A 19,939-nucleotide genomic window follows, 5' to 3' on the forward strand; every position below is an offset into this window, starting at 1 on the left:
GAGCGAGGTTGAGTGGAATAGACTCAACTTTGCGGAGGTTGGGTAGGGCAGGATGGGAAGATCGCAGCGAGGAGGAGCACAGGGACGTGGATGCCGAGCTGACCAACAAGAGCCGGGCGGCGCTGAGCGCCGCCAATGACCGGGCGGTGTCCTCCGGACACGCGGATATGACGCCCGCGCATCTCCTGCTCGCCCTGCTGGAGGGCCAGGACAACGAGAACGTCATGGATCTGCTGGCAGCCGTCGAGGCCGACGCGGCCCTCGTGCGCAGCGGCGCCGAGCGGCTGCTCGCCGCCCTGCCCAGCGTCCAGGGCTCCACCGTGGCCCCGCCGCAGGCCAGCCGCGATCTGCTCGCCGTCATCGCGGACGCCACCCAGCGGGCCAGGGAACTGGGGGACGACTATGTCTCCACCGAGCATGTGCTCATCGGCATCGCCGCCAAGGGCGGCCAGGCCGGGGAGCTGCTCGACCAGCAGGGGGCGAGCGCCAAGAAGCTGCTCGCCGCGTTCGAGAAGGTCAGGGGTGGACAGCGGGTGACGACGCCCGATCCGGAGGGCACGTACAAGGCCCTGGAGAAGTTCGGCACGGACTTCACCGCCGCCGCGCGCGAGGGCAAGCTGGACCCGGTCATCGGCCGGGACCAGGAGATCCGCCGGGTGGTGCAGGTGCTCTCCCGGCGCACCAAGAACAACCCGGTGCTGATCGGCGATCCGGGCGTCGGTAAGACGGCCGTCGTCGAGGGGCTCGCCCAGCGGATCGTCAAGGGCGACGTCCCCGAGAGCCTGCGCGACAAGCGCCTGGTCGCCCTCGACCTCGGCGCGATGGTCGCGGGCGCGAAGTACCGCGGTGAGTTCGAGGAGCGGCTGAAGACCGTCCTGGCCGAGATCAAGTCCAGCGACGGCCAGATCATCACCTTCATCGACGAGCTGCACACCGTGGTCGGCGCGGGCGCCGGCGGCGACTCCGCGATGGACGCGGGCAATATGCTCAAGCCGATGCTGGCCCGTGGTGAGCTGCGCATGGTCGGCGCCACCACCCTCGACGAGTACCGTGAGCGGATCGAGAAGGATGCCGCGCTCGAGCGCCGCTTCCAGCAGGTGCTGGTCGCCGAGCCGACCGTCGAGGACACCGTCGCCATCCTGCGCGGGCTCAAGGGCCGCTACGAGGCCCATCACAAGGTGCAGATCGCCGACGGCGCGCTGGTGGCCGCCGCGGCCCTCTCCGACCGGTACATCACCTCCCGCTTCCTGCCCGACAAGGCCATCGACCTGGTCGACGAGGCGGCCTCCCGGCTCCGGATGGAGATCGACTCCTCCCCCGTGGAGATCGACGAGCTCCAGCGGTCGGTGGACCGGATGCGGATGGAGGAGATGGCGCTGGCCCGGGAGACCGACGAGGCCAGCAAGCTGCGGCTGGACAAGCTGCGCCGCGACCTCGCCGACAAGGAGGAGGAGCTGCGCGGGCTCACCGCCCGCTGGGAGAAGGAGAAGCAGGGCCTCAACCGCGTCGGTGAGCTCAAGGAGCGGCTGGACGAGCTGCGCGGCCAGGCCGAGCGCGCCCAGCGCGACGGCGACTTCGACACCGCCTCCAAGCTGCTGTACGGGGAAATTCCGGCCGTGGAGCGGGAGCTGGCCGAGGCGTCGGAGGCCGAGGCCGAGGTGCAGCAGGACCGTCCCACCATGGTCAAGGAGGAGGTGGGCCCGGACGACGTGGCCGATGTGGTCGCCTCCTGGACCGGCATCCCCGCCGGCCGGCTGCTGGAGGGCGAGACCAAGAAGCTGCTGCGCATGGAGGAGGAGCTGGGCAAGCGGCTGATCGGCCAGATGGAAGCCGTAAGGGCGGTATCGGACGCCGTGCGCAGGACTCGCGCGGGCATCGCCGACCCGGACCGGCCCACCGGTTCGTTCCTCTTCCTCGGCCCCACCGGCGTCGGCAAGACCGAGCTGGCCAAGGCGCTCGCCGACTTCCTCTTCGACGACGAGCGGGCCATGGTCCGCATCGACATGAGCGAGTACGGCGAGAAGCACAGCGTGGCCCGGCTGGTCGGCGCCCCGCCCGGGTACGTCGGCTACGAGGAGGGCGGCCAGCTGACCGAGGCGGTGCGCCGCCGCCCGTACAGCGTGGTGCTGCTGGACGAGGTGGAGAAGGCCCACCCCGAGGTCTTCGACGTTCTGCTCCAGGTCCTCGACGACGGGCGGCTCACCGACGGCCAGGGCCGGACGGTGGACTTCCGCAACACCATTCTGGTGCTCACCTCCAACCTGGGCAGCCAGTACCTGATGGATCCGCTGCTCGGCGAGGAGGAGAAGAAGCAGAGCGTCCTGGAGACCGTACGGGCCTCCTTCAAGCCGGAATTCCTCAACCGCCTGGACGACCTCGTGGTCTTCTCCGCGCTCAGCGGGCCGGAGCTGGCCCGGATCGCCGAACTCCAGATCGCCCGGCTGGCCCGCCGCCTCGCCGACCGCAGGCTGACCCTCGACGTCACCCCGGCCGCGCTGGAATGGCTGGCCGAGGAGGGCAACGACCCGGCCTACGGGGCGCGCCCGCTGCGTCGGCTGATCCAGACCGCGATCGGCGACCAGCTGGCCAAGGAGATCCTCGCCGGGGAGATCCGCGACGGCGACAAGGTCCGGGTGGACCGGGTCGGCGACGAGCTTCTGGTGGGCCCCGCGCAATAGGTCCGGGCAGGTCCTGGCAATGGGTCCCGGCACGCTCCCGGCAATAGGTCCCGCCGGTCCTTGTTCGGCCGGATCGGGCAATGTACGGCCGGGGTTGCACGGCGGGGGCGGGTGTGAGGGAGGATGGCGGTATTCCATACGAAGGGAAATCCACGGTGAGCATCGACCCGTCCTCGATTCCGAATTTCGGGGGTCAGCCCGAGCCCGAACCGACGGGTCCGAGCGGCCCCGTGCTGCCCGACCAGGATCTGGTCAAGCAGCTGCTGGAGCAGATGGAGCTGAAGTACGTCGTCGACGAGGAGGGGGACCTCGCCGCGCCGTGGGAGCAGTTCCGCACCTATTTCATGTTCCGCGGGGAGGAGGAGCAGCAGGTCTTCTCCGTCCGTACGTTCTACGACCGGCCGCATGGCATCGATGAGAAGCCGCGGCTGCTCGAGGCGATCGACGACTGGAACCGCCGCACGTTGTGGCCGAAGGTCTACACCCACACCAATGACGACGGCACGGTCCGGTTGATCGGCGAAGCGCAGATGCTGATCGGCACCGGCGTCAGCCTCGAGCACTTCGTATCCAGCACGGTCAGCTGGGTACGGGCTTCGATCGAGTTCGACCGCTGGCTGGTCGAACAGCTCGGTCTGGAGGCCGACATCGAGTCCGACGGCGAGGACAAGCCGGACGACGGCGACGGACAGGTCTGAGCGGGAGCCGTATCGCACGCCCTGGGCCGCCCGTATCGCGGTCAGGCCGGGCTGTCGGCCATGGTCAGCAGATACGCCCCGTAGAGACAGGAGAGCCCGGCCAGCGCGCCGCCCACCAGGACGGCGGTGCGTGGCCGGGCTCTTGCCATCGCCAGCGCCGCCGGGAGCAGCAGCGGGAAGGCGGGCAGCAGAAAGCGCGGCTTGGAGGCGAAGTAGTTCGAGCCGGTGAGCGCGATGAACACCAGGACCAGGGTGTAGACGACCAGCGGCAGCGGCGGCGGGCGCAGTGCGAGGCAGACGAGCGAGACCAGCGAGGCGCCGATGACGATCAGGGACATGTAGTGCGGCGGTGAGCCGCCCCCCATGATCAGGCCGCGGGCGGAGCGGAAGCCGCTCGCACCGAGATCGAAAGAGGTGCCCCAGCGGTCCTGGACGTCCAGATAGCCGTGCCAGGTGCCGCGCCGCACCCCCACCCAGCCGATGTAGCCGAGCCAGCCGAGCGGTGAGAGCGCCGCGCCCGCCCACACCCGCCAGGACACACGCCCACGGCGCCGCCAGACCTCGGCGGCCGCGCACGCGCACACCGCCGCCGCGACCGCGATCCCGTTGGGCCGCGTGGCCCCCGCGCACAGGGCCAGCGCCCCGGCCCACAGCCAGAGCCGGGTCAGCAGCGCATACAGCGACCAGGCCGCCAGCGCCGTCAGCAGCGACTCCGTGTATCCCATGGACTCGACGACCGCATGCGGCAGCAGCCCCCACAGCGCCACCAGCATCAGGGCCGCCCGCCGCCCGTACAGCCGCTCCCCGACCGCGTGGATGCCCCAGGCCGCCAGTCCGGCCGTGACCCAGGTGATCAACAGCCCCGCCGTCACCGCGCTCAGGGGGACGACACTGGTGACGGCCCTGATCAGCGCCGGGTAGAGCGGGAAGAACGCGAGATCGCTGAAGCTCAGGCCGGGGTGGGTGACGGAGGGCCGGCTGGTGCCGTAGCCGTGCTGGGCGACGCCCACGTACCAGATGCTGTCCCAGTAGTGCCCGAGCTGCGTCCGCGGATGCTTCCCGGTCCGCCAGGCCCCCACCGCCACGCATCCGATCCCGGCGGCCCGCACCGTCGCGTACACCGCCAGCGCGGGCCACGCCCGCCCCAGCGACGCCCGCATCCCCCGCCGGGTGGCCGGTCGTCCGGGCGGCTCCGGGGTCCGGGCGGACGCGGTGATGTCGGCGGACACGGAAACCTCCGGTGCGGGCACCCGACGGACATGCGCCGAGCCCCCGGGAGGGGACGGACCGGGGGGCTCGGCGGACACACCGACCATCCGCCGGACCGCGGACGCCCGCGACCCGGAAGGCCCATCCGGGGGAGGCTCACCGGGCTTGCCCAGATGACCGGAGGTGCCGCGTCAGCCGGTGCCGAGCGTCTTCAGGCGGGCGACGGCGTCCGTAAGGACCTCATCGCGCTTGCAGAAGGCGAAGCGGACGAACGGGGAGCCCTGGTCCTGGTGGTCGTAGAAGACCGCGTTCGGGACGGCGACCACGCCGCAGCGCTCGGGGAGGGAGCGGCAGAAGGCGAAGCCGTCGGTCTCGCCGAGGGGCCGGATGTCGGTGGTGATGAAGTACGTGCCCGAGGGGCGGAAGACCTGGAAGCCCGCGTCCGTCAGGCCGTCGGCCAGCAGATCGCGCTTGGCGCGCAGATCCTCGCGGATGCCGTGGAAATAGGCGTCGGGCAGGCGCAGCGCCTCGGCGACCGCGTACTGGAAGGGCCCTGCCGAGACATAGGTGAGGTACTGCTTGGCCGAGCGCACCGCCGTGACCAGCTCGGGAGTGCCGGTCACCCAGGGTCAACCCCTCTTGATACACACCTTGCGTATGCCCTCTGACCTCGGGCGATGGCTTGGCATTGGCCATCAGAGGCCCGGTGCTCGGCCGTCTATGCCTATCGTGAGGGCCGAACCTCCTGGACGGACGCACGGAAAGCAGAGGCGCATGGGGACGAGCGGGACGGCTGACGCGCGCGGCATCGTGGGTACGGCGGACTGGGGTCCTGCGGTGCGGGTGCGGGACATGGGTACGTCGATCTTCACGGAGATGACGGAGCTGGCGCGCCGTACGGGGGCTGTGAACCTCGGGCAGGGCGTGCCGGAGCTGGCAAGCCCTGACGCGCTGCTGAAGGACGTGGCGGAAGCGGTGCTCTCGGGCAACAACCAGTACCCGCCTGCCGTCGGCTTCCCTGCGCTGCGTGAGGCCGTCGCCGAGCATCAGCTTCGGCGATATGGCCTCGACTACAACCCGGCGGGGGAGGTACTGATCACCACGGGCGCCACGGAAGCGCTGGCCTCGGCTCTGCTGGCGCTCTGCGACCCCGGCGATGAGGTCCTGGCCTTCGACCCCTGCTACGACGCGTACGCGGCGGATGCCCGGCTGGCCAGCGCCCGGCTGGTGGCCGTGCCGCTGGTCAGCGATGGGGACGGCTTCGCGCTCGACGTTGACGCGCTGCGCGCTGCCGTGACGGCGCGTACTCGGGTGCTGGTGCTGAACACTCCCCACAACCCGACCGGGAAGGTGTTCACGGCTGAAGAGCTGGCTGCCATTGCCGAGATCGCCCAGGAACACTCGCTGACCGTGGTGACCGATGAGGTGTACGAACACCTGGTGTACAACGGCGTGGCTCACCTCCCGATCGCCTCGTTGCCCGGCATGAGGGAACGGACGCTGACGATCTCCTCGGCGGGCAAGACGTTCAGCGTCACGGGTTGGAAGATCGGTTGGGTTTCCGGTCCGGCTCCCCTTGTCGCCGCTGTCGCTGCGGCGAAGCAGTTCCTCACCTACGCGTCGGGCACGCCGTATCAGGAGGCGCTGGCGCGTGCCCTCGGCTCGGTAGAGGAGTGGGCTGCGGATCTGCGCGAGACGTTGCGGCACAACCGGAACCTGTTGAGCGAGGGTCTGACGCGGGCCGGACTGCGCCCGTACCGCGCGGATGCCGGGTACTTCCTTCAGGCGGACGTACGGCCGTGGGGCTACGCGGACGGCGTGACGTTCTGCCGTGAACTGCCGGAGCGCGCGGGCGTGGTGGCCATTCCGACATCGGCCTTCTACGAGAGTGCCGATGCTCCGGTGTGGCTCGTCAGGTTCTCCTTCTGCAAGCAGGAGGAGTCGATCCGCACGGCTGTTGAGCAACTGATCACAGCGCGCTGACCGCGCTCAGTCACGGGGCTACGCTCGCGGGTATGACTGATTTCCTTCAGGTGGCGACGGCGACGGAGAACCGCGAGGAAGCCGAGAAGCTTGCGGGGTCGGTGGTGACCGCTCGGCTCGCGGCCGGGGCGCAGATCGTCGGGCCGGTGGTCTCCGTCTTCTGGCATCAGGGCGAGTTCGGCACGGGGGAAGAGTGGCAGCTCTTGTTCAAGACCCGTGCCGACCGTTACGCCGACCTTGAAGCGCACCTCTTGGAGCATCACCCGTGGAAGAACCCCGAGGTGTCGGCCGTGCCGATCGTCGCGGGTTCGGACGCCTACCTGCGGTGGGTGGAGCGGACCACTGAGCCGGAACCTGGGGCCTGACCTCTCACGTCCTGGCCTTCTCCAGGACTTCGGCCACGGACGGAAGCTCTTGGTGGGCCTTGAGCCGGTGGAGGATCGGCGCGAGGCGCTGGCGCGGGCGGACGGACGCCACTCCGGCGGAGAGTTCGAGTACGCGGCCGGTGATGGTTGTAGCCTGCTCGATCTCTCCGGCGGTGAGATAGGAGTCGGCGAGCCACGACAGGTAGAGGCTCTTGTCGCGAGCGTGTGTGTCGTCGTATCGGGTGAGTACGTCTTCCAGGACGGGGACGGCTCGGAGTGGTCGACGCAGTTCGGTCCAGCAGCGGCCGGTCATGATCTGGAGCTCGTTGCGGTCGACCCACGCTGACCAGTCGGGCTGTGGGCTTCCGTCGCTCTCGCTGAGGGCGGCTTCCGCGATGCTCAGCGCGCGTTCGGTCTCGCTGGGGTTTCCGGCGACGGCGTAAGCCCACGCCAGTCGTTCATGCAGCAGTGCGCGCACTCCGGGCGGGGCGTCGGGGCCTGCGGTGCGGCATGCCTGGACAGCGGTCTCTATCCCGGCAGAGCGGTCCGTGTTGATCTTCTGGTAGGCGAGGAAGGCGAGGGCATTCCCGGCCAGGGCGGCGTCTTTCGCCTCGGTGGCCGCCTTGTGGCTGTCCTCGTAGAGGCTGCGGGCATCGGCGTGCTTGCCCGCGTCGAATGCGGCCCACCCGGCTTGCTGGGCCTGCTCGGAGAGGACCGACAGCAGCGCGCGGCCGGTCTCCTCGGTATAGCTGCCCTCTCGGAGCATCGTCTTCGTCGCTTTGTACTCGCCGAGGTAGACGCGGTAGGTGTCTCCTCCGCCGAGCACGTCATCGAGTCGCCGTAGCCGGGCGGTGCGCTGTCGCAACTGCTCGGGCACGTCTCGATCGATTCGGTGGCCCGCGTTGATCTGGGTCAGCTCGGGCAGACCGAGGACCAGGCCGGCCCCGGCTGAGGCTCGGAAGAATTCCCTGCGCAGCACTGTTTCGCTTCCCTCTCGGGTCGTGGGTGTGGTGCGTGCTGAGGCGGTAGGGGCGTGACCGGGTGCGGTGGCCGCTTCCCAGTCGCGGGGAGCTAGGCCGAGAAGATGTCCGGGGATACGTAAGGCGTCGGCGATCGTCGCGATCTTCTCGAAGGATGTGATGCGGCCTTGGCCACGGGCCAGGGTGCCGACTCTTTCGGGCTTGATGTCACACTCGGCGGCGATCTTCGAGTAGCTGATCTTGGCTAAGTCTCGGGCAAGGGAGAAAACGGCGCCGAAGTCGTGAGCCACGATCGCGGCGCGCATATTCGGGTGGTTGAGCAGTTCTCGCGGTAGTGCTGTCGGCGGTTGGTAAGCGGTCATCGTGTGCCCCGTTGCGCCTGCTGGTGACAGTGTGTCGCAAAGTCCTGACCGTCAGCCTACCCATGATGGGTATAGCCACGGGCGGGAAGCCACCGCCGTTTCTCCGCAGCACAGTTGGCAGACGCAAGAGACCCCCGCGACCGATGCGAACGGCCCGGGGGCGTGGTCAACGCTGTGTAGGAGCGTCAACGTGCCAAACCATATCCCCCGATTCGTGCGGTGGCTGTTGCGACTACTGCTGCCCGGCGCCGGTCGTCATCGCGCTGGTGAGACAAGCGCTTCGGTGACCTGTGCAGACGCGCCGACGCTTCGACTTCCGCGCGTGCACCAGGTACATCGGGTGCCGGATCGTCCACTGCTGCGTGGTGAGGACGTCGGCCTTGTTCGGCCGTATGTCGCCGCGCATGCGCGACGCCAGGAGCAGCGCAGGGAGAGCCTGCCTCGGGTGGAGCTGCTGTGCGCTCCGCACGGGATGGTGGTGGTCAGGTGAGTGCGCAACCACGACTGCTGCCATGGCCCGGCCCTGCTGGTAAGCCGTGCTACCTGGTGTCGGACGCGGACGGTGAGGGGTACCTGTCGCGGCTGGCTGACGAGATGGAGGCGGTTCAGCTCCAGATGGGCGCTGAACTGATCGGTCACGCCCGCCTGTTGCTCCGCGACCGGAAGGCGGACGCGCGAGAGCTCCGCTACCTCTCGAACCGCCTGATCGAAGCGCTGCAAGACGCGCTCCGGATCGCGGAGAGTCGCGGCGGGCGTCTGCCCGTGTCCGACGAGTGCGAGAGCGACGGACCGACTCAAACGAACGAGGGGGCCGAATGAGTCGGGCGTCAGATGGCTGGCAGGTCGGTCCCGCACCGGGACGTGGTCTGCGCCCGGGGAAGGACGGTCTGTTTGAGCTGCCGCTTCGCGTTCTCCGCCCCGGTCGCGCGTCCCTGGCTTCGCTGGTGCTGACGGTGATGGAAGCGGAGCAGTTGCACGCCGCCTTGTGTTACGCGCTCGGCGGTGAGCCTGCTCTTGAGGACGCGCCGGAGTGCCGAAAGCCGGTTCGTTACCCGGGTGGCCGACAACGGTACTGAGGTCCGTTCGGACGGAATCACGCGCAACAACTGAAGAAACAACACCGGACCACCCCCGTGCCTGGTCAGCTCCTGGGGTGGTCCGGCTGGGGATCGATCACGAACCCCGGTGCCGATGGTACCGGGGTTGTCGTCGTGCTCCCGCTCGACGCCAACCGTTAGGTAATTGTCAGGTGGCTTGCAGAGAAGGGGACTTGACGAGATGTGCGGCCCTGGGGACGACGGGTTCGACGGTGAGGCGGCAGACCTGGAGGCGGGGATATGGGTACGCGGAGAGGACTACTTGAGCGGCTGGCGGGACGCGAGAGAGGCTGTGGCTGATCTAGGCGACGCGCTGCGGCTCGTCGGTGTGGAGACCGCAGGGGTGCGGCTGCATGCCGCTTCGGGCGCGGACGGCTCCGGGGTCGTGCGGCTGGAGCTGTCGGCGGCCTCGGCGCGTGAGGTGGCGATGCTGGCGCGGGTGACGGCGGCGCGGTTGGGTAGGGCCGGTTGAGACGGACCTGAGTTTGGGAAAGTGCTTGGCATTACGGGGCCGGTTGGGGTGGTGCTGACCTGGACGCGCCGCTGGACTGTGGCCTCTTTGAACGGGCTGCTTCTACCTGATCCCGAGGTACCCCGCTCGATCTCGTGCGGCTGTGGTGCGGTCAGCGGTGCCGCAGGGCCAGCCTGGGGACTCTACGTTGCAAGCCTCTCAGAGGTGGCTCTTGCCTGCGCTGACAAGTCGGCTGATGTCGTCACGGGTCCGCACTCTGAGATCGTCGAGTTCAGCCCTGCTGCCAGCCTTGGCCAGTCCCGTGATGTCTGCAAGCACGTCCTCCGCGGCCTGGCTCAGCGTTTCGTCGTCCGTGAGCATCTGCATACGGAAGAGGGCTTCTTGGGCATTGGAGCGCAAGTCGTAGGCGCGGATGCGCACGGTGTCCGGGCTCTCGGGCGGGGGATGTTCGTGCTCACAGAACCAGAGGTGAACGAGGCAGCGACGGTAGTTGATCAACGCGCCGGCATAGACGGAGTAGGCATCGAGCCGCTCCTGTCGGAGCGTCTCGCAACGGGTGAACTGATGGCTTCTGTTGGTGGTGCGCTGCTGGAACGCCAGGGTGATCGCCGAGCCCAGCAGCGTTCCCAGGACGGCTATGGCGCTGGCGAAGATGGTCTCCACGGCCCAAGCTGATCACGCAATGCCGATCGTGCGTCGTGGGAGCAACTCCCTAAGAAGCCGTTGCTCTATCGAGAGCGGTGATCACTGGTTCGAGTGCAGCGACTCGGTTGGGTGATCTCCAGCCCAAGCAGGCATGAAAGCAGGGCCTCCTGCCCAGCTCGGGATTGCTGAAGTCCTTCGAGCGTCAGGAGGCCCTGTGCCGCAGTCTTGCGTTCCGTTGTCCTCGTCGTCCAACCCGGTTGCCCGGTCGTGTGATTGCCTCGCGCATGCGTACGGCAATGCGGGGGATCGTTCGGACAGACGACCTCGGTATCCGTCGGACATGACGGACGCCGAGTGGGCCGAGGTGCGGGGCTTGTTGCCGGTGCCGGGATGGCTGGAGGGCAGGGGCGGTCAGCCGGAGGGTTACTGCCACCGGCAGATGATCGACGCGGTCCGTTACCTGGTGGCCGGCGGCATCACGTGGCGGGCGATGCCGAGCGATTTCCCCGCGTGGGACCGCGTCTACGCCTTTTGGCGGCGCTGGCGGGACAAGGGCTGGGCCCGCGAACTGCACGACCGGCTGCGTGACCGGGTCCGCGAGGCCGAGGGACGGGACGCGGAGCCGACGGCCGCGGCCATCGACGCGCAGTCGGTGAAAGCGGCCGCGTCGGTGCCGGCCGCCACCCGGGGCTTCGACGGCGGCAAGAAAGTCAACGGACGCAAGCGGCACGTCGTGGTCGACACCCTTGGGCTGCTGCTGACCGTGATGGTCACAGCAGCGTCGGTCACCGACCGGAACGCGGGCCACAGCCTGCTGGCCCGGCTGCGGCACAGGCATTGGCGCGTGAGACGGGTATGGGCCGACGGCGGTTACACCGGGCCGTTGGTCGACGTCGCCCGCAGCGTCTGGCAGATCGCGCTGACAGTGGTCAAACGCGGTGACGGTGCCTCGGGGTTCACCGTGCTGCCCAAGAGGTGGCTGGTGGAGCGCACGTTCGCGTGGCTCATGCGCTCCCGCCGCCTGGCACGCGACTACGAAGGCCGCACCGACAGCGCGGAGGCGATGATCTGGTGGTCGATGAGCATGGTCATGAGCCGCCGCCTGGCCCGGCAGCGTCACTGAACCTGCCCGGCACCGTCTCGACCAGCCAGCCCCGCGCAGCCAGGCGCTTGACCTTCGACCGCACCCCCTCGACCTTCGCCGGGACTACAGCCAGACCCAGTGCCGCAGCGAGCTGCCGACAGTCCATCGCCTCCCCACCCCGGTCAGCCACGATGGCCATGATCCGCCGATAGTCCGGCGCCAGCACGCCGGCGTCGAGCCCTTCCCACCGCACCGGCACCACCGAGCCGGGCACCGCACCCATCACCGGCCGCGGTCGCTGATCGGGCACGATCACCGGTGCGTCCCCGCAGCCGCCCGGTTCCGCCAGGACTTGCCCGACCGTCTCACGGGCGATCACGAACCGCTCCAACGCGGCCTCTGCTTCCTGCAATTCGGCCTGAAGAGCCTCCACCCGCTGCCGGGCGGCACGCTCGCGCTCCTCCAGCAACCCCATCACCGACGGCACCCGACACCTCCACCGAGGAGACAACGACATGCCATCACTGCCACACGAGTGCCGGACTATGCCTGACCAGCGGAAACACAGTGGTCACGCCCGGAAAGACAACGGCTTCTAAGCCACACGCTTTCCAACTGTGTTGGTGGGGTGTTGTGTTGTGTGCAGGGCCGTTCACCTGCGTTCATGAGCGGTTGGCTCTCGGTGCTGGGAGCGGGTGCGGGCCTGGCTTGAACGGACGTGAACGGGGCTGAATGAGACGGAAACTGAGACGGCCCTCGGCTCCGGCGGCACCGTAGGGTCCTGGGCAGGCGCCCCCAAGGTCGGGCCGATCGACACCACCAGATCTTTGGCCCGTCGGCGCTTGGTCCCGAAGACGCAAGGCACCGTCAGCAGGATGGGCATGATCCTGCTGACGGGTGGTCACGCCTCCGGACGTGACCAGCGATTCGTCCGCAGCCCAGGCTGAGTCCTCGGATCGACGGGGGCTGGGCAAACGCGGGTGCCCGTCGACCGGGTAACATGTGGTGCTCTTGGGGGATCGACTCATCACGCGCCTGCCCAACGGGACGTACGTCGGCTTCCTGGACTGACAGAGCTTCTTTCGAGACAGGCCAAGTACTTACTGTATATGGCTGGATGCGCTGGGTGAGTAGAAGCCGAATGCATGAAGAGGCTCCTCTACGGGCACTGCCGCTGAACGCGGTTAAGGAACGCGTAAGCCTTGCCCGCCTGGAACTTGTGGTGTCGGCAGCCGGCTTCCATCTTCGCGACCCGCGTGCTGACTACGACGCCATTGACGTAGTAATCGCGTCATCCGCGGAGTATGAGCAGTATTATGCGCCGTCGCTGGAAACCCAGATGAAGTGTACGACAAGTCCTCATGTCGCCCGGCGCAGAACTGACGGGTCACTCTCCTTCTCACTTGACGGAGAGTCATACAGGAAGCTCAGCAACCCGAAGCGATACAGTGCCGCACTTTTCGTTGCACTAGTCCTGCCAGGCACCGATGACCCCGCAGCGTGGGCTGTCCAGACAGAAGACGGTTTGTACTCGCCCGGTGTACTCCTGTGGTCGAACCCTAAGAAGTGGCCGCCTCTGCCTAGTGCGCAAAAGTCTGGAACGGTTCCTCTGCGCACTATGGACGTGTTGGACGTCAGCCAGTTGCAGGGCATCATGAAGTCAGTCGGAGACGGAGGTGACTGGTGAACACACATTCGCGTGCCGAGTATCACGCCCTCGTCTCGTTGCTGAGTCCTCCCGCCGTCGCTGAGTTTTTGAAATCCCAAGGGTGGGATCGTGTTTCCAGAGTGGAAGATGTGCAGGAAATTTGGGCGCATCGCCAGTTCCGCGTAATGCTTCCACTGGCAACGGAATACGTTGACTTTGAACAGCGATTTGGTGAAACTCTCATTGCACTAGGCCGAATCTATGAATGGCCACCTCGTGAGCTATTGGAGCGAATTACCACAACTCGTGCAGATGTCATTGCGTTGCGTCTTGATCACGAGATCCGGGGAGAAACTATTGCCCTGTCGGAGGCTGATGTGATCGTCGGTGCGCTGCGGGGTATCGTCGAGAGCGCAGCCATTCGGACGGTCAACCCGACTAGTTCCGGTGGTGGACGTAAGTCCGGCCGAGTAGTGCGCTACATGAACGAAAACGCACGTTTTGGGCATACTAGGGCTGGCAGTTTCATTTTCACCGTAGTCTCTCGATGGGGTAGTAGGGATATTTCGCCGGTCAAGGCAAATGCTTCGCCGGAATACCCCTTCGCGCATCGAGTGGCCATGACGCTTGCAAGGGACTTGGTGGCCACTGCTGAGGCAGTTAATCAACTACGTCGTGGCATGCCTCTTAATTCGTATAGCAGCGAACAATCATTGAACCCATCCGTACTTAAGCACCTTGAAAAGATCGGGGAACTTCCCGGTTTGCGGGGTATTGAATTCTCCTTCACCTGGTCTGGGGCGGTAGATGAGCGTCCAAGTCGCAGCACGCCAATCACTCTGGATCGACCAGGCCTAGAGCAGCTCTCCCTGCTGGCAAGGACTTGGAAGAACCTGTCACAAGCGCCTCGCACGGCCGCTTCTAGAATGGCACACACCGAGCAAGAGCGCCTAGAGCTAAGCCCCATCGAATCGCCATTTGATGAATCGCAATTTGTGGAGCTTGAGGGGTTCGTTAGATCCCTGTCACGTCATGTTGGCAACGCCTCAGGAGGGGGAATCGCTACAGTCTCCGTCCCGTTTGGCGAAAGGCTGGTTGACATCTCGGTGGCGCTGCATGAGTTTGCGTATGGGCTGGCCGTGGAAGCGCATCGCCAAAATATTCCGGTCCTAATCAGGGGTAGGATTGGACGGATTGACAATGAACTTCAGCTGTGGGGAGAATCGCCTCTAGACGTAGAAGACATTAGGGAAAAGTTGAATTAGAGGCCTATTCTCGCATAGTCGAACCGAGTCGTCGAAAGTCACCCACGACGGCGGGTGCGCCTGAGCTAGGTTCCCATCTATCGGGCATGGATGCGGCACGGGCCCCATCGTCCCGAAACTACTGGCCGGAGGGGCATTGAGGTCTGGTGAGCTGGTCAGGCGGCCGCCGACGGTCGTTGTCGGTTGACTGCGGCCATGGTGGTTGCTGTACTCCGCTGCTGTACAGCACTTGCTTGGCTTGGCCGTCATCGGTGCTGATCACGCGGTCTCGATTGTCACCCGCCAGAACGAACATGCGAGCAGAGTGCACGCTGCTCGTACCGCCGGGTACCCCGACTCCGACGGCGGCCCAGAAACCTTGGGACTCGGTGAAGTGGCCGCCGAGCGTGTGTCACGACAGACCTGGGTGATCGTTGCGCAAGGCGGCGAGACCCCCCGAAGCCAAGCCGCAGCGCTGATAGTCGGGCAGAGTGTGAGGCTCCTCGACCCATGCCAGACGGCAACGGCGGCAGGTCTGGTAGTCGACAGCGAACACGAACTCACCGTGCAGGTTGGCCGCGCGCTGGCGCCAGCCGATCCGGTTGGCAGACACGGTGTCCTGCCACGGGATCCCCAGTTCGGGAACATCCGGCCAGCCCTTCCGCCGGCCGAGTCGTCCGCGGCTGACCCACTGCAGGACCTCACGCCAGGGCTCACGCCCAGACACGCGCCGACCTCGTGTGCTCTGTCGGCTAAGTTCTTCGCAGCCTGTCTGGTCTCCTCGATTGCCATGGTCCTCATGTTCTCGGCTGTGGAGACGAGTCGGAAGAGCAGGGTCTGAAGGGCGATGCTGCGCCCTCAGCTTGAGAAGCTGCGATTGAACTGGGCGAACGCCCTAAATGTGGTCTCATCGGCCTTGGTGCTGACTGCAGCAGGCAGCCACGGTCCGCGGTCGAGGAGTAGGCACCGCCGTGCGCTGGTAGGATGCCTCGGTTCAGGGAGCCATGGTCCCTTAGACTGACCCGACGCCCGCTGCCGAGAAGCGTGAAAGAGGGACAGTGGATACCCCGCAGGACAGTCCAGGAGCCTTGCCCGTCCAGGAGGTCTTGGCGCTGCCCTTGGGTGATGTATTGCCGGGAGTGCGCAAAGCAGGAGCTCTGTCGCCGAAACGACCGGCAGTAGAAACTGCGGGACTTGCAGATATTTTTCCGTACTATGCTGGCTTTTCTTTCGAGTGGGCATGCCATCAGTTGGCGCGGCACGAAACAGATCTACTAAGTGGTGCGACTGTCCTAGATCCCTGGAACGGCAGCGGCACTACGACTCTTGCAGCGCAAAGTCTTGGTTTGAACGCCATTGGGCTTGATCTTAATCCTGTCGCGAACGTAATCGCTAAGTTGCGAGCACAGGACTACTCGCAAGTCGAGGAGATCAAGCGTCCTATTGCAGGTACAGACGTAAGTGTGGATGATGATCCGCTAGCCGCCTGGCTTGCGGAACCTACCGTCCGCAGAATCCGGCAGTGGTTCAAGATGGGAGTAGATGTCGGCGGCCCCACTCAGGATCTGTTGACTGTCTCACTCTTCCGCGCAATTCGTGAGGCGACCAAGCGATTCGAGGGAAGTAATCCCACGTGGGTAAAGCGCGCCAAAGAAGGCTCACAAGCCGTGTTGATCGGCGACGAAGAGCTGGACGCGATTATTGAGCGGCATGTTACCTTTGTCTCCTCACGTGTAGGTGCGCAATCATTGCCTAATCGAGCATGCGTAATGACTGCGGACTCTAGGGCTATGCCGATCGCGTCGGACTCAGTCGACATTGTCGCAACCTCCCCGCCATATCTGACCCGAATCGATTACGCTGTTGCCTACTCGCGAGAGTTGGCCTTGCTCGGTGTTGATATCTCAAGCGATCGTTCGCTACGTGCAGGACTCATGGGAACTACGCTAATTCGGCAACAAGTGAAGGTTCCCGCCACATTCGGAAAAGTCGGATCAAATCTACTGTCGCTTATTCGAAAGCACGACAGTAAGGCATCATCGGGATACTACCTGAGGCAAGCTCAGCAATACCTGGCCGATCTGGTCTCAGGTCTTGATGAGATTACGCGAGTGTGCCGGACGTCGGCGACAGTGCATCTCGTAGTGCAGGACTCCTTTTACAAGGATGTGCACGTTCCGCTGGCTGACATCTGCATTGACGAGGCAACGATGCGCGGATGGGCGCTAAGGAACGAGCCGGAACGCTTTCCGGTGCGTCGAACACTAACCTCGCTCAACAAGTCCGCTCGGACTTACAAGAAGGGCGATGTGGCTGAGTCTGTACTTACTTTTACTAGGGGGCAATAGGGTGCCTAGCCACCTTAGCGCGGAAGAGCTAATCGAAGCAGTAGACCAGAAGATCACCGCTGTCCGAACGAAGACCAACGATTTCTCCTTCAACGAGCTGGCGGATATGTACGCCTCGGAGGAACTGGTCATCGATCCCGATTTTCAGCGTATGTTCCGGTGGTCGGAGGGTGCGCAGTCACGTTTCGTGGAGTCGTTGCTCCTCGAACTTCCTGTTCCCCCGATCTTTCTCATTGAGAGAGAAGACCGCGTATATGAGTTGATCGACGGCCTGCAGCGCATCTCCTCCTATCTTCACTTCCGCGGCGAACTCACGGTCAATGGCGATCTGGTGCCACCTCTCGTATTGTCTGACTGTGACATCGTCCCGGAGCTCAACGGCTGCACATACGCGTCTCTCCCGAAAGCTCTGGAGATCAAGCTAAAGCGTAGTTACATCCGGGCAGAGATCCTTCGCAAGGAGAGTGATCCTCGGCTCCGCTACTACATGTTCAAGCGGCTGAATACTGGCGGTTTGGCGCTTTCCAATCAAGAGGTCAGGAACGCCACAATCCGACTGCTATCAAATGAATTCAATCAGTTCATCATCGACCTTTCTGAAAATGAGGACTTCCGAGCGTGTGTTGAGACGCTCACCGATAAGGCGAGCAATGAGAGGTTCGATCAGGAACTCATTCTGAGGTACTTCGCCTTCAAAAACGCTGGCGCTCAGTACAAGCATGACATTGCCGATTTCATGACCGAGTACATGGAAGACGTATCCGACCCTTCCGGGGTCACACAGTTCGACTATGAGCATGAGAAGCAGGTCTTTGAGAAGACTTTCCGTGTAGTCACGAAGATTGGTGAGCTTCTCGGGTGGGGCCCGCGGGTGCTCGGAACGGTCGGCCGGAACGGCGAGCCGCGCTGGCAATTCTCCGTGCATCACTTCGAGGGAATTGTGCTGGGGATGCAGGATGCGCTGAACAGGATTAATCTCGAAGACGAAGAGACAATGCAGAAACTTGCCGAGGTGGTTAAGGACGGCAAGACCAACCCCGGATTCACCAAAGCTATCGGGGGAGGTAAGAACGATCGCATCTCCCTTCAAACCCGCATCGGCTTCTTTCGTGACAGTTTTACACGAGCGCTGTCATGAACGTATCCGACATGCGGGCGCAGCTAGAGGCCGATATCCTTTGGCGGCTAGACGAAATACGTCACCTTCGTAACTTGCTTCTGCAGGGTGAAGAGCCAGAGAAGGCCTCCGTCTATTCCCTTCGTGCGATTCTGGTGATGCAGTATGCTCACTTGGAGGGGTTCACGAGGACTGCGCTTTCCCTATATATCGACGCAATCAATAGTCAAGGCTTGCCGGCTAAGTCCTTAAGGCCAGAACTCTTGGCAGCTGCCCTCGCTGGAGAGTTCGACACGTTGCGTCGTGGTGCACCTGCGAGCGGGGACGAAGGGAAGATGACCACGCGTGCCCGCCACCAGGTTGCCTTCGTGCAGCGTCTTCAAGAATTGAGTGAAGGGCCTATTTCTATCGCCGCAGAGGTTGCTGTGTCGATGGAGATGAATCTAGGGTCAGACGTTCTAAAGAAGTGTCTCGTTGCCTTGGGGATATCTGTGGACAAGGTGAGGCGCGACCAGTACTCGGCGATTGATTTCGTGAAGAATGTACGGAATGACATTGCTCACGGAGGGCGCAAGGAAAAGATCCCCGGAGGGCTTTTCTCTGCACACCTCAAGAAGTGTGAGGAATTCATGAACGAGCTGGCTCGAGTGCTAACTAGGGCAGTGAGTGAGAAGTGGTTCCTCGTGCAATTCGATAGCGCGGCGAAGGATACCGTTTAGGCGCCCAAATCGAGGTCGGTGGAGCGGCTTTGGGGTGGCGCTGCTTTGGCGCGAGTGATCATGGCCCCGTAAGCTTCCGGCGCGTCGGGCAGTCTGTGGACCTGCCCGGTAAAGCACGACGTTGGGGCCATGATCTTAGAGGCTCGCGCCAAAGTGGCTCCGTAAAGCCGTGGAGCCGACCGCCCCAGCCACGATGTACCCCTTCTCTGAGGTCAGGTGGCTGATCGCCGAGCGCGGCACGGGCGCCGGCCGGGCTGGAGCGGGGCGGAGACAGGAGCGCAGGCCCGGCCGGGGGCCGGGCCGCGCGCGGTGAGCGGAGCGAGCCGCCTTGAGTAAGTGAAGACAGGTTTCGACAGTTTGCCGGTCGGAGCTCAGACAGTGCGGAGTTGGCAGGGGCTGTCGGCGGTGATGCGGTAGGCGAGTTGCGCGCGGTCGGCGCTGGTGCGGAGTTCTTCGAGGATCAGCGGCCGTTCATCGGTGCCGTGGGTGACGCGGGTGGTGTGGAGGATCGGGGTCGCGTCGGGGGTCTCCAGTGCGCTGCGTTCGTCGGGCAGGGGCATGCGGGCGCTGACGGTCTCGTGCCAGGTGAGCTTGTTCCCGGCGGCGGTGAGGACCGCGTAAATCTGTTCCGGTTCGGTGTCTGGAGCCTCGGCCAGCTCCTTGGCCTCGTCGGCGGTGGCGAACGGGATGAGCACGCGGTGGAGGGCGCGGGTGCCGGTTGCGGGGTCGGTGAGCAGCCGGTCGACTCCGAAGAGGGCTTCCCCCTCCTCGACTCCGAGCAGCGGGGCTGTGATCGCCGTGGTCGTGGTCCGGTAGACGGTCGGTTCTTCCGCCTGCTCCCAGGCGTGGTGACCTGTGCGGAAAGTCTTGCCGGTGCGGGTGATGCTGCGCTCGATGGTGACAGCGGGAGCGGGCCGGGCGCGGACGTAGCTGCCCTTGCCGTGAATGACCTCGATGAGCCCTTCCGCACGGAGCGCGGCGATGGCCTTGCGGACCGTTGGCCGGCTGACCTTGTAGCGCTCGATGAGTTGGGTTTCTGAGGGGAGCGGGGCGCCGGGCTTGTACTCGCCTGTAGCGATGCCGCTGCGGATCTCGGCGGCAACCTGCTGGTACAGCGCTCCGGGCCGTTGGATCTCTCCCATGCCGGGCTCTCCTCATCACCTGTCGTCAGCGGTCCTGACGTGAACTGATGTCACTCGTAAGCATAAGTGCTTGCCTCTCGGCGTCAAGGCGTGCATAGTTGCAACTCGTAAGCACGAGTGACGTCAGGTGATGTCTTGCGTCTCGACG

At 65.0% G+C, this 19,939-nt stretch carries 18 protein-coding genes and 1 pseudogene; 12 read left to right on the forward strand and 7 right to left on the reverse strand.

Translation table 11 applies throughout. From position 1 onward, the window contains the following. Nucleotides 1-86: 86 nt before the first annotated feature. Entirely contained in the window at nt 87-2,678 is a 2,592-nt protein-coding gene (gene clpB / locus AS97_RS24590) for an ATP-dependent chaperone ClpB (RefSeq protein WP_059146502.1), read from the forward strand. A gap of 155 nt (nt 2,679-2,833) precedes the next feature. Then, the gene (locus AS97_RS24595; protein ID WP_059146503.1) at nt 2,834-3,376 is read left to right on the forward strand and encodes a YbjN domain-containing protein; all 543 of its coding nucleotides are present in this window, start codon (nt 2,834-2,836) and stop codon (nt 3,374-3,376) included. Between the two features lie 41 nt (nt 3,377-3,417). On the opposite strand, the gene AS97_RS24600 is transcribed toward AS97_RS24595, so the two are convergent. Then, entirely contained in the window at nt 3,418-4,605 is a 1,188-nt protein-coding gene (locus tag AS97_RS24600; RefSeq protein ID WP_201724640.1) for a hypothetical protein, read from the reverse strand. A 171-nt stretch (nt 4,606-4,776) separates the two neighbouring features. Beyond that, nucleotides 4,777-5,211: pseudogene (locus AS97_RS24605) on the reverse strand (aminotransferase class I/II-fold pyridoxal phosphate-dependent enzyme); the annotation flags it as partial. Nucleotides 5,212-5,437: 226 nt separating this feature from the next. Here AS97_RS24605 and AS97_RS24610 point away from each other — a divergent pair. Together AS97_RS24610 and cutA are read left to right on the forward strand one after the other, a co-directional pair. Continuing rightward, the gene (locus tag AS97_RS24610; RefSeq protein ID WP_247204826.1) at nt 5,438-6,568 is read left to right on the forward strand and encodes an aminotransferase class I/II-fold pyridoxal phosphate-dependent enzyme; all 1,131 of its coding nucleotides are present in this window, start codon (nt 5,438-5,440) and stop codon (nt 6,566-6,568) included. Between the two features lie 32 nt (nt 6,569-6,600). Beyond that, nucleotides 6,601-6,933, forward strand: coding sequence for a divalent-cation tolerance protein CutA (gene cutA, locus AS97_RS24615; RefSeq protein ID WP_078642603.1), 333 nt, complete (start codon nt 6,601-6,603; stop codon nt 6,931-6,933). 4 nt (nt 6,934-6,937) lie between these two features. Here cutA and AS97_RS24620 read toward each other — a convergent pair whose 3' ends face one another. Further along, entirely contained in the window at nt 6,938-8,275 is a 1,338-nt protein-coding gene (locus AS97_RS24620; RefSeq protein WP_086709744.1) for a hypothetical protein, read from the reverse strand. A gap of 340 nt (nt 8,276-8,615) precedes the next feature. Here AS97_RS24620 and AS97_RS24625 point away from each other — a divergent pair, with 340 nt between their 5' ends. From AS97_RS24625 to AS97_RS47605, 3 genes are all read left to right on the forward strand, one after another. Then, nucleotides 8,616-8,765 carry a hypothetical protein gene (locus AS97_RS24625; RefSeq protein ID WP_161500479.1) on the forward strand — a complete coding sequence of 50 codons (150 nt, stop codon included), beginning with the start codon at nt 8,616-8,618 and terminating at the stop codon, nt 8,763-8,765. Continuing rightward, entirely contained in the window at nt 8,762-9,094 is a 333-nt protein-coding gene (locus tag AS97_RS24630) for a hypothetical protein (protein WP_086709742.1), read from the forward strand. Before AS97_RS24625 ends, AS97_RS24630 begins: the two co-directional genes overlap by 4 nt. Before the next feature lie 570 nt (nt 9,095-9,664). Then, nucleotides 9,665-9,844: a hypothetical protein gene (locus AS97_RS47605; protein WP_247204480.1), complete on the forward strand. Its 180-nt coding sequence runs from the start codon at nt 9,665-9,667 to the stop codon at nt 9,842-9,844. A gap of 198 nt (nt 9,845-10,042) precedes the next feature. Here AS97_RS47605 and AS97_RS24640 read toward each other — a convergent pair whose 3' ends face one another. After that, nucleotides 10,043-10,507: a hypothetical protein gene (locus AS97_RS24640; protein WP_210565664.1), complete on the reverse strand. Its 465-nt coding sequence runs from the start codon at nt 10,505-10,507 to the stop codon at nt 10,043-10,045. Nucleotides 10,508-10,829: 322 nt separating this feature from the next. On the opposite strand from AS97_RS24640, the gene AS97_RS24645 reads away from it, so the two are divergent. Beyond that, complete coding sequence (locus AS97_RS24645; RefSeq protein ID WP_086706706.1) at nt 10,830-11,612, forward strand: IS5 family transposase; 783 nt, start codon at nt 10,830-10,832, stop codon at nt 11,610-11,612. On the opposite strand, the gene AS97_RS24650 is transcribed toward AS97_RS24645, so the two are convergent. Then, nucleotides 11,578-12,060 carry a hypothetical protein gene (locus tag AS97_RS24650; RefSeq protein WP_210565665.1) on the reverse strand — a complete coding sequence of 161 codons (483 nt, stop codon included), beginning with the start codon at nt 12,058-12,060 and terminating at the stop codon, nt 11,578-11,580. The two genes, AS97_RS24645 and AS97_RS24650, sit on opposite strands and share 35 nt — an antisense overlap. 1,196 nt (nt 12,061-13,256) lie before the next feature. On the opposite strand from AS97_RS24650, the gene AS97_RS24660 reads away from it, so the two are divergent. Further along, entirely contained in the window at nt 13,257-14,486 is a 1,230-nt protein-coding gene (locus tag AS97_RS24660; RefSeq protein ID WP_210565667.1) for a hypothetical protein, read from the forward strand. A 391-nt stretch (nt 14,487-14,877) separates the two neighbouring features. Here the strand turns inward: AS97_RS24660 and AS97_RS24665 are convergent, their stop codons facing one another. After that, a complete protein-coding gene (locus AS97_RS24665; RefSeq protein ID WP_210565668.1) occupies nt 14,878-15,192 on the reverse strand; it encodes a hypothetical protein in 315 nt (104 codons plus the stop codon). Between the two features lie 379 nt (nt 15,193-15,571). On the opposite strand from AS97_RS24665, the gene AS97_RS24670 reads away from it, so the two are divergent. From AS97_RS24670 to AS97_RS24680, 3 genes are read left to right on the forward strand one after another with little or no spacing between them, the layout of a single operon-like run. After that, complete coding sequence (locus AS97_RS24670; RefSeq protein ID WP_210565669.1) at nt 15,572-16,813, forward strand: DNA methyltransferase; 1,242 nt, start codon at nt 15,572-15,574, stop codon at nt 16,811-16,813. Between the two features lies 1 nt (nt 16,814). Next, the gene (locus tag AS97_RS24675; protein ID WP_210565670.1) at nt 16,815-17,951 is read left to right on the forward strand and encodes a DUF262 domain-containing protein; all 1,137 of its coding nucleotides are present in this window, start codon (nt 16,815-16,817) and stop codon (nt 17,949-17,951) included. Then, on the forward strand, nt 17,948-18,649 hold the full coding sequence (locus AS97_RS24680; RefSeq protein ID WP_210565671.1) for an MAE_28990/MAE_18760 family HEPN-like nuclease: 702 nt from the start codon (nt 17,948-17,950) through the stop codon (nt 18,647-18,649). Before AS97_RS24675 ends, AS97_RS24680 begins: the two co-directional genes overlap by 4 nt. A 371-nt stretch (nt 18,650-19,020) precedes the next feature. Here the strand turns inward: AS97_RS24680 and AS97_RS24685 are convergent, their stop codons facing one another. Beyond that, nucleotides 19,021-19,791, reverse strand: a complete 771-nt coding sequence (locus AS97_RS24685) for a GntR family transcriptional regulator (RefSeq protein WP_210565672.1) — start codon at nt 19,789-19,791, stop codon at nt 19,021-19,023. Nucleotides 19,792-19,939: the final 148 nt, after the last annotated feature.

The organism is Streptomyces sp. AgN23, assembly GCF_001598115.1.
Lineage (GTDB): Bacteria > Actinomycetota > Actinomycetes > Streptomycetales > Streptomycetaceae > Streptomyces > Streptomyces antimycoticus.

What these genes read in the sequence shown, in the direction of transcription:
- cutA (WP_078642603.1), top strand. Translation starts at nt 6,601, where the DNA reads ATGACTGATTTCCTTCAGGTGGCGACGGCGACGGAGAACCGCGAGGAA.
- AS97_RS24680 (WP_210565671.1), top strand. Translation starts at nt 17,948, where the DNA reads ATGAACGTATCCGACATGCGGGCGCAGCTAGAGGCCGATATCCTTTGG.
- AS97_RS24685 (WP_210565672.1), bottom strand. Translation starts at nt 19,791, where the DNA reads ATGGGAGAGATCCAACGGCCCGGAGCGCTGTACCAGCAGGTTGCCGCC.
- AS97_RS24610 (WP_247204826.1), top strand. Translation starts at nt 5,438, where the DNA reads ATGGGTACGTCGATCTTCACGGAGATGACGGAGCTGGCGCGCCGTACG.
- AS97_RS24620 (WP_086709744.1), bottom strand. Translation starts at nt 8,275, where the DNA reads ATGACCGCTTACCAACCGCCGACAGCACTACCGCGAGAACTGCTCAAC.
- AS97_RS24645 (WP_086706706.1), top strand. Translation starts at nt 10,830, where the DNA reads ATGACGGACGCCGAGTGGGCCGAGGTGCGGGGCTTGTTGCCGGTGCCG.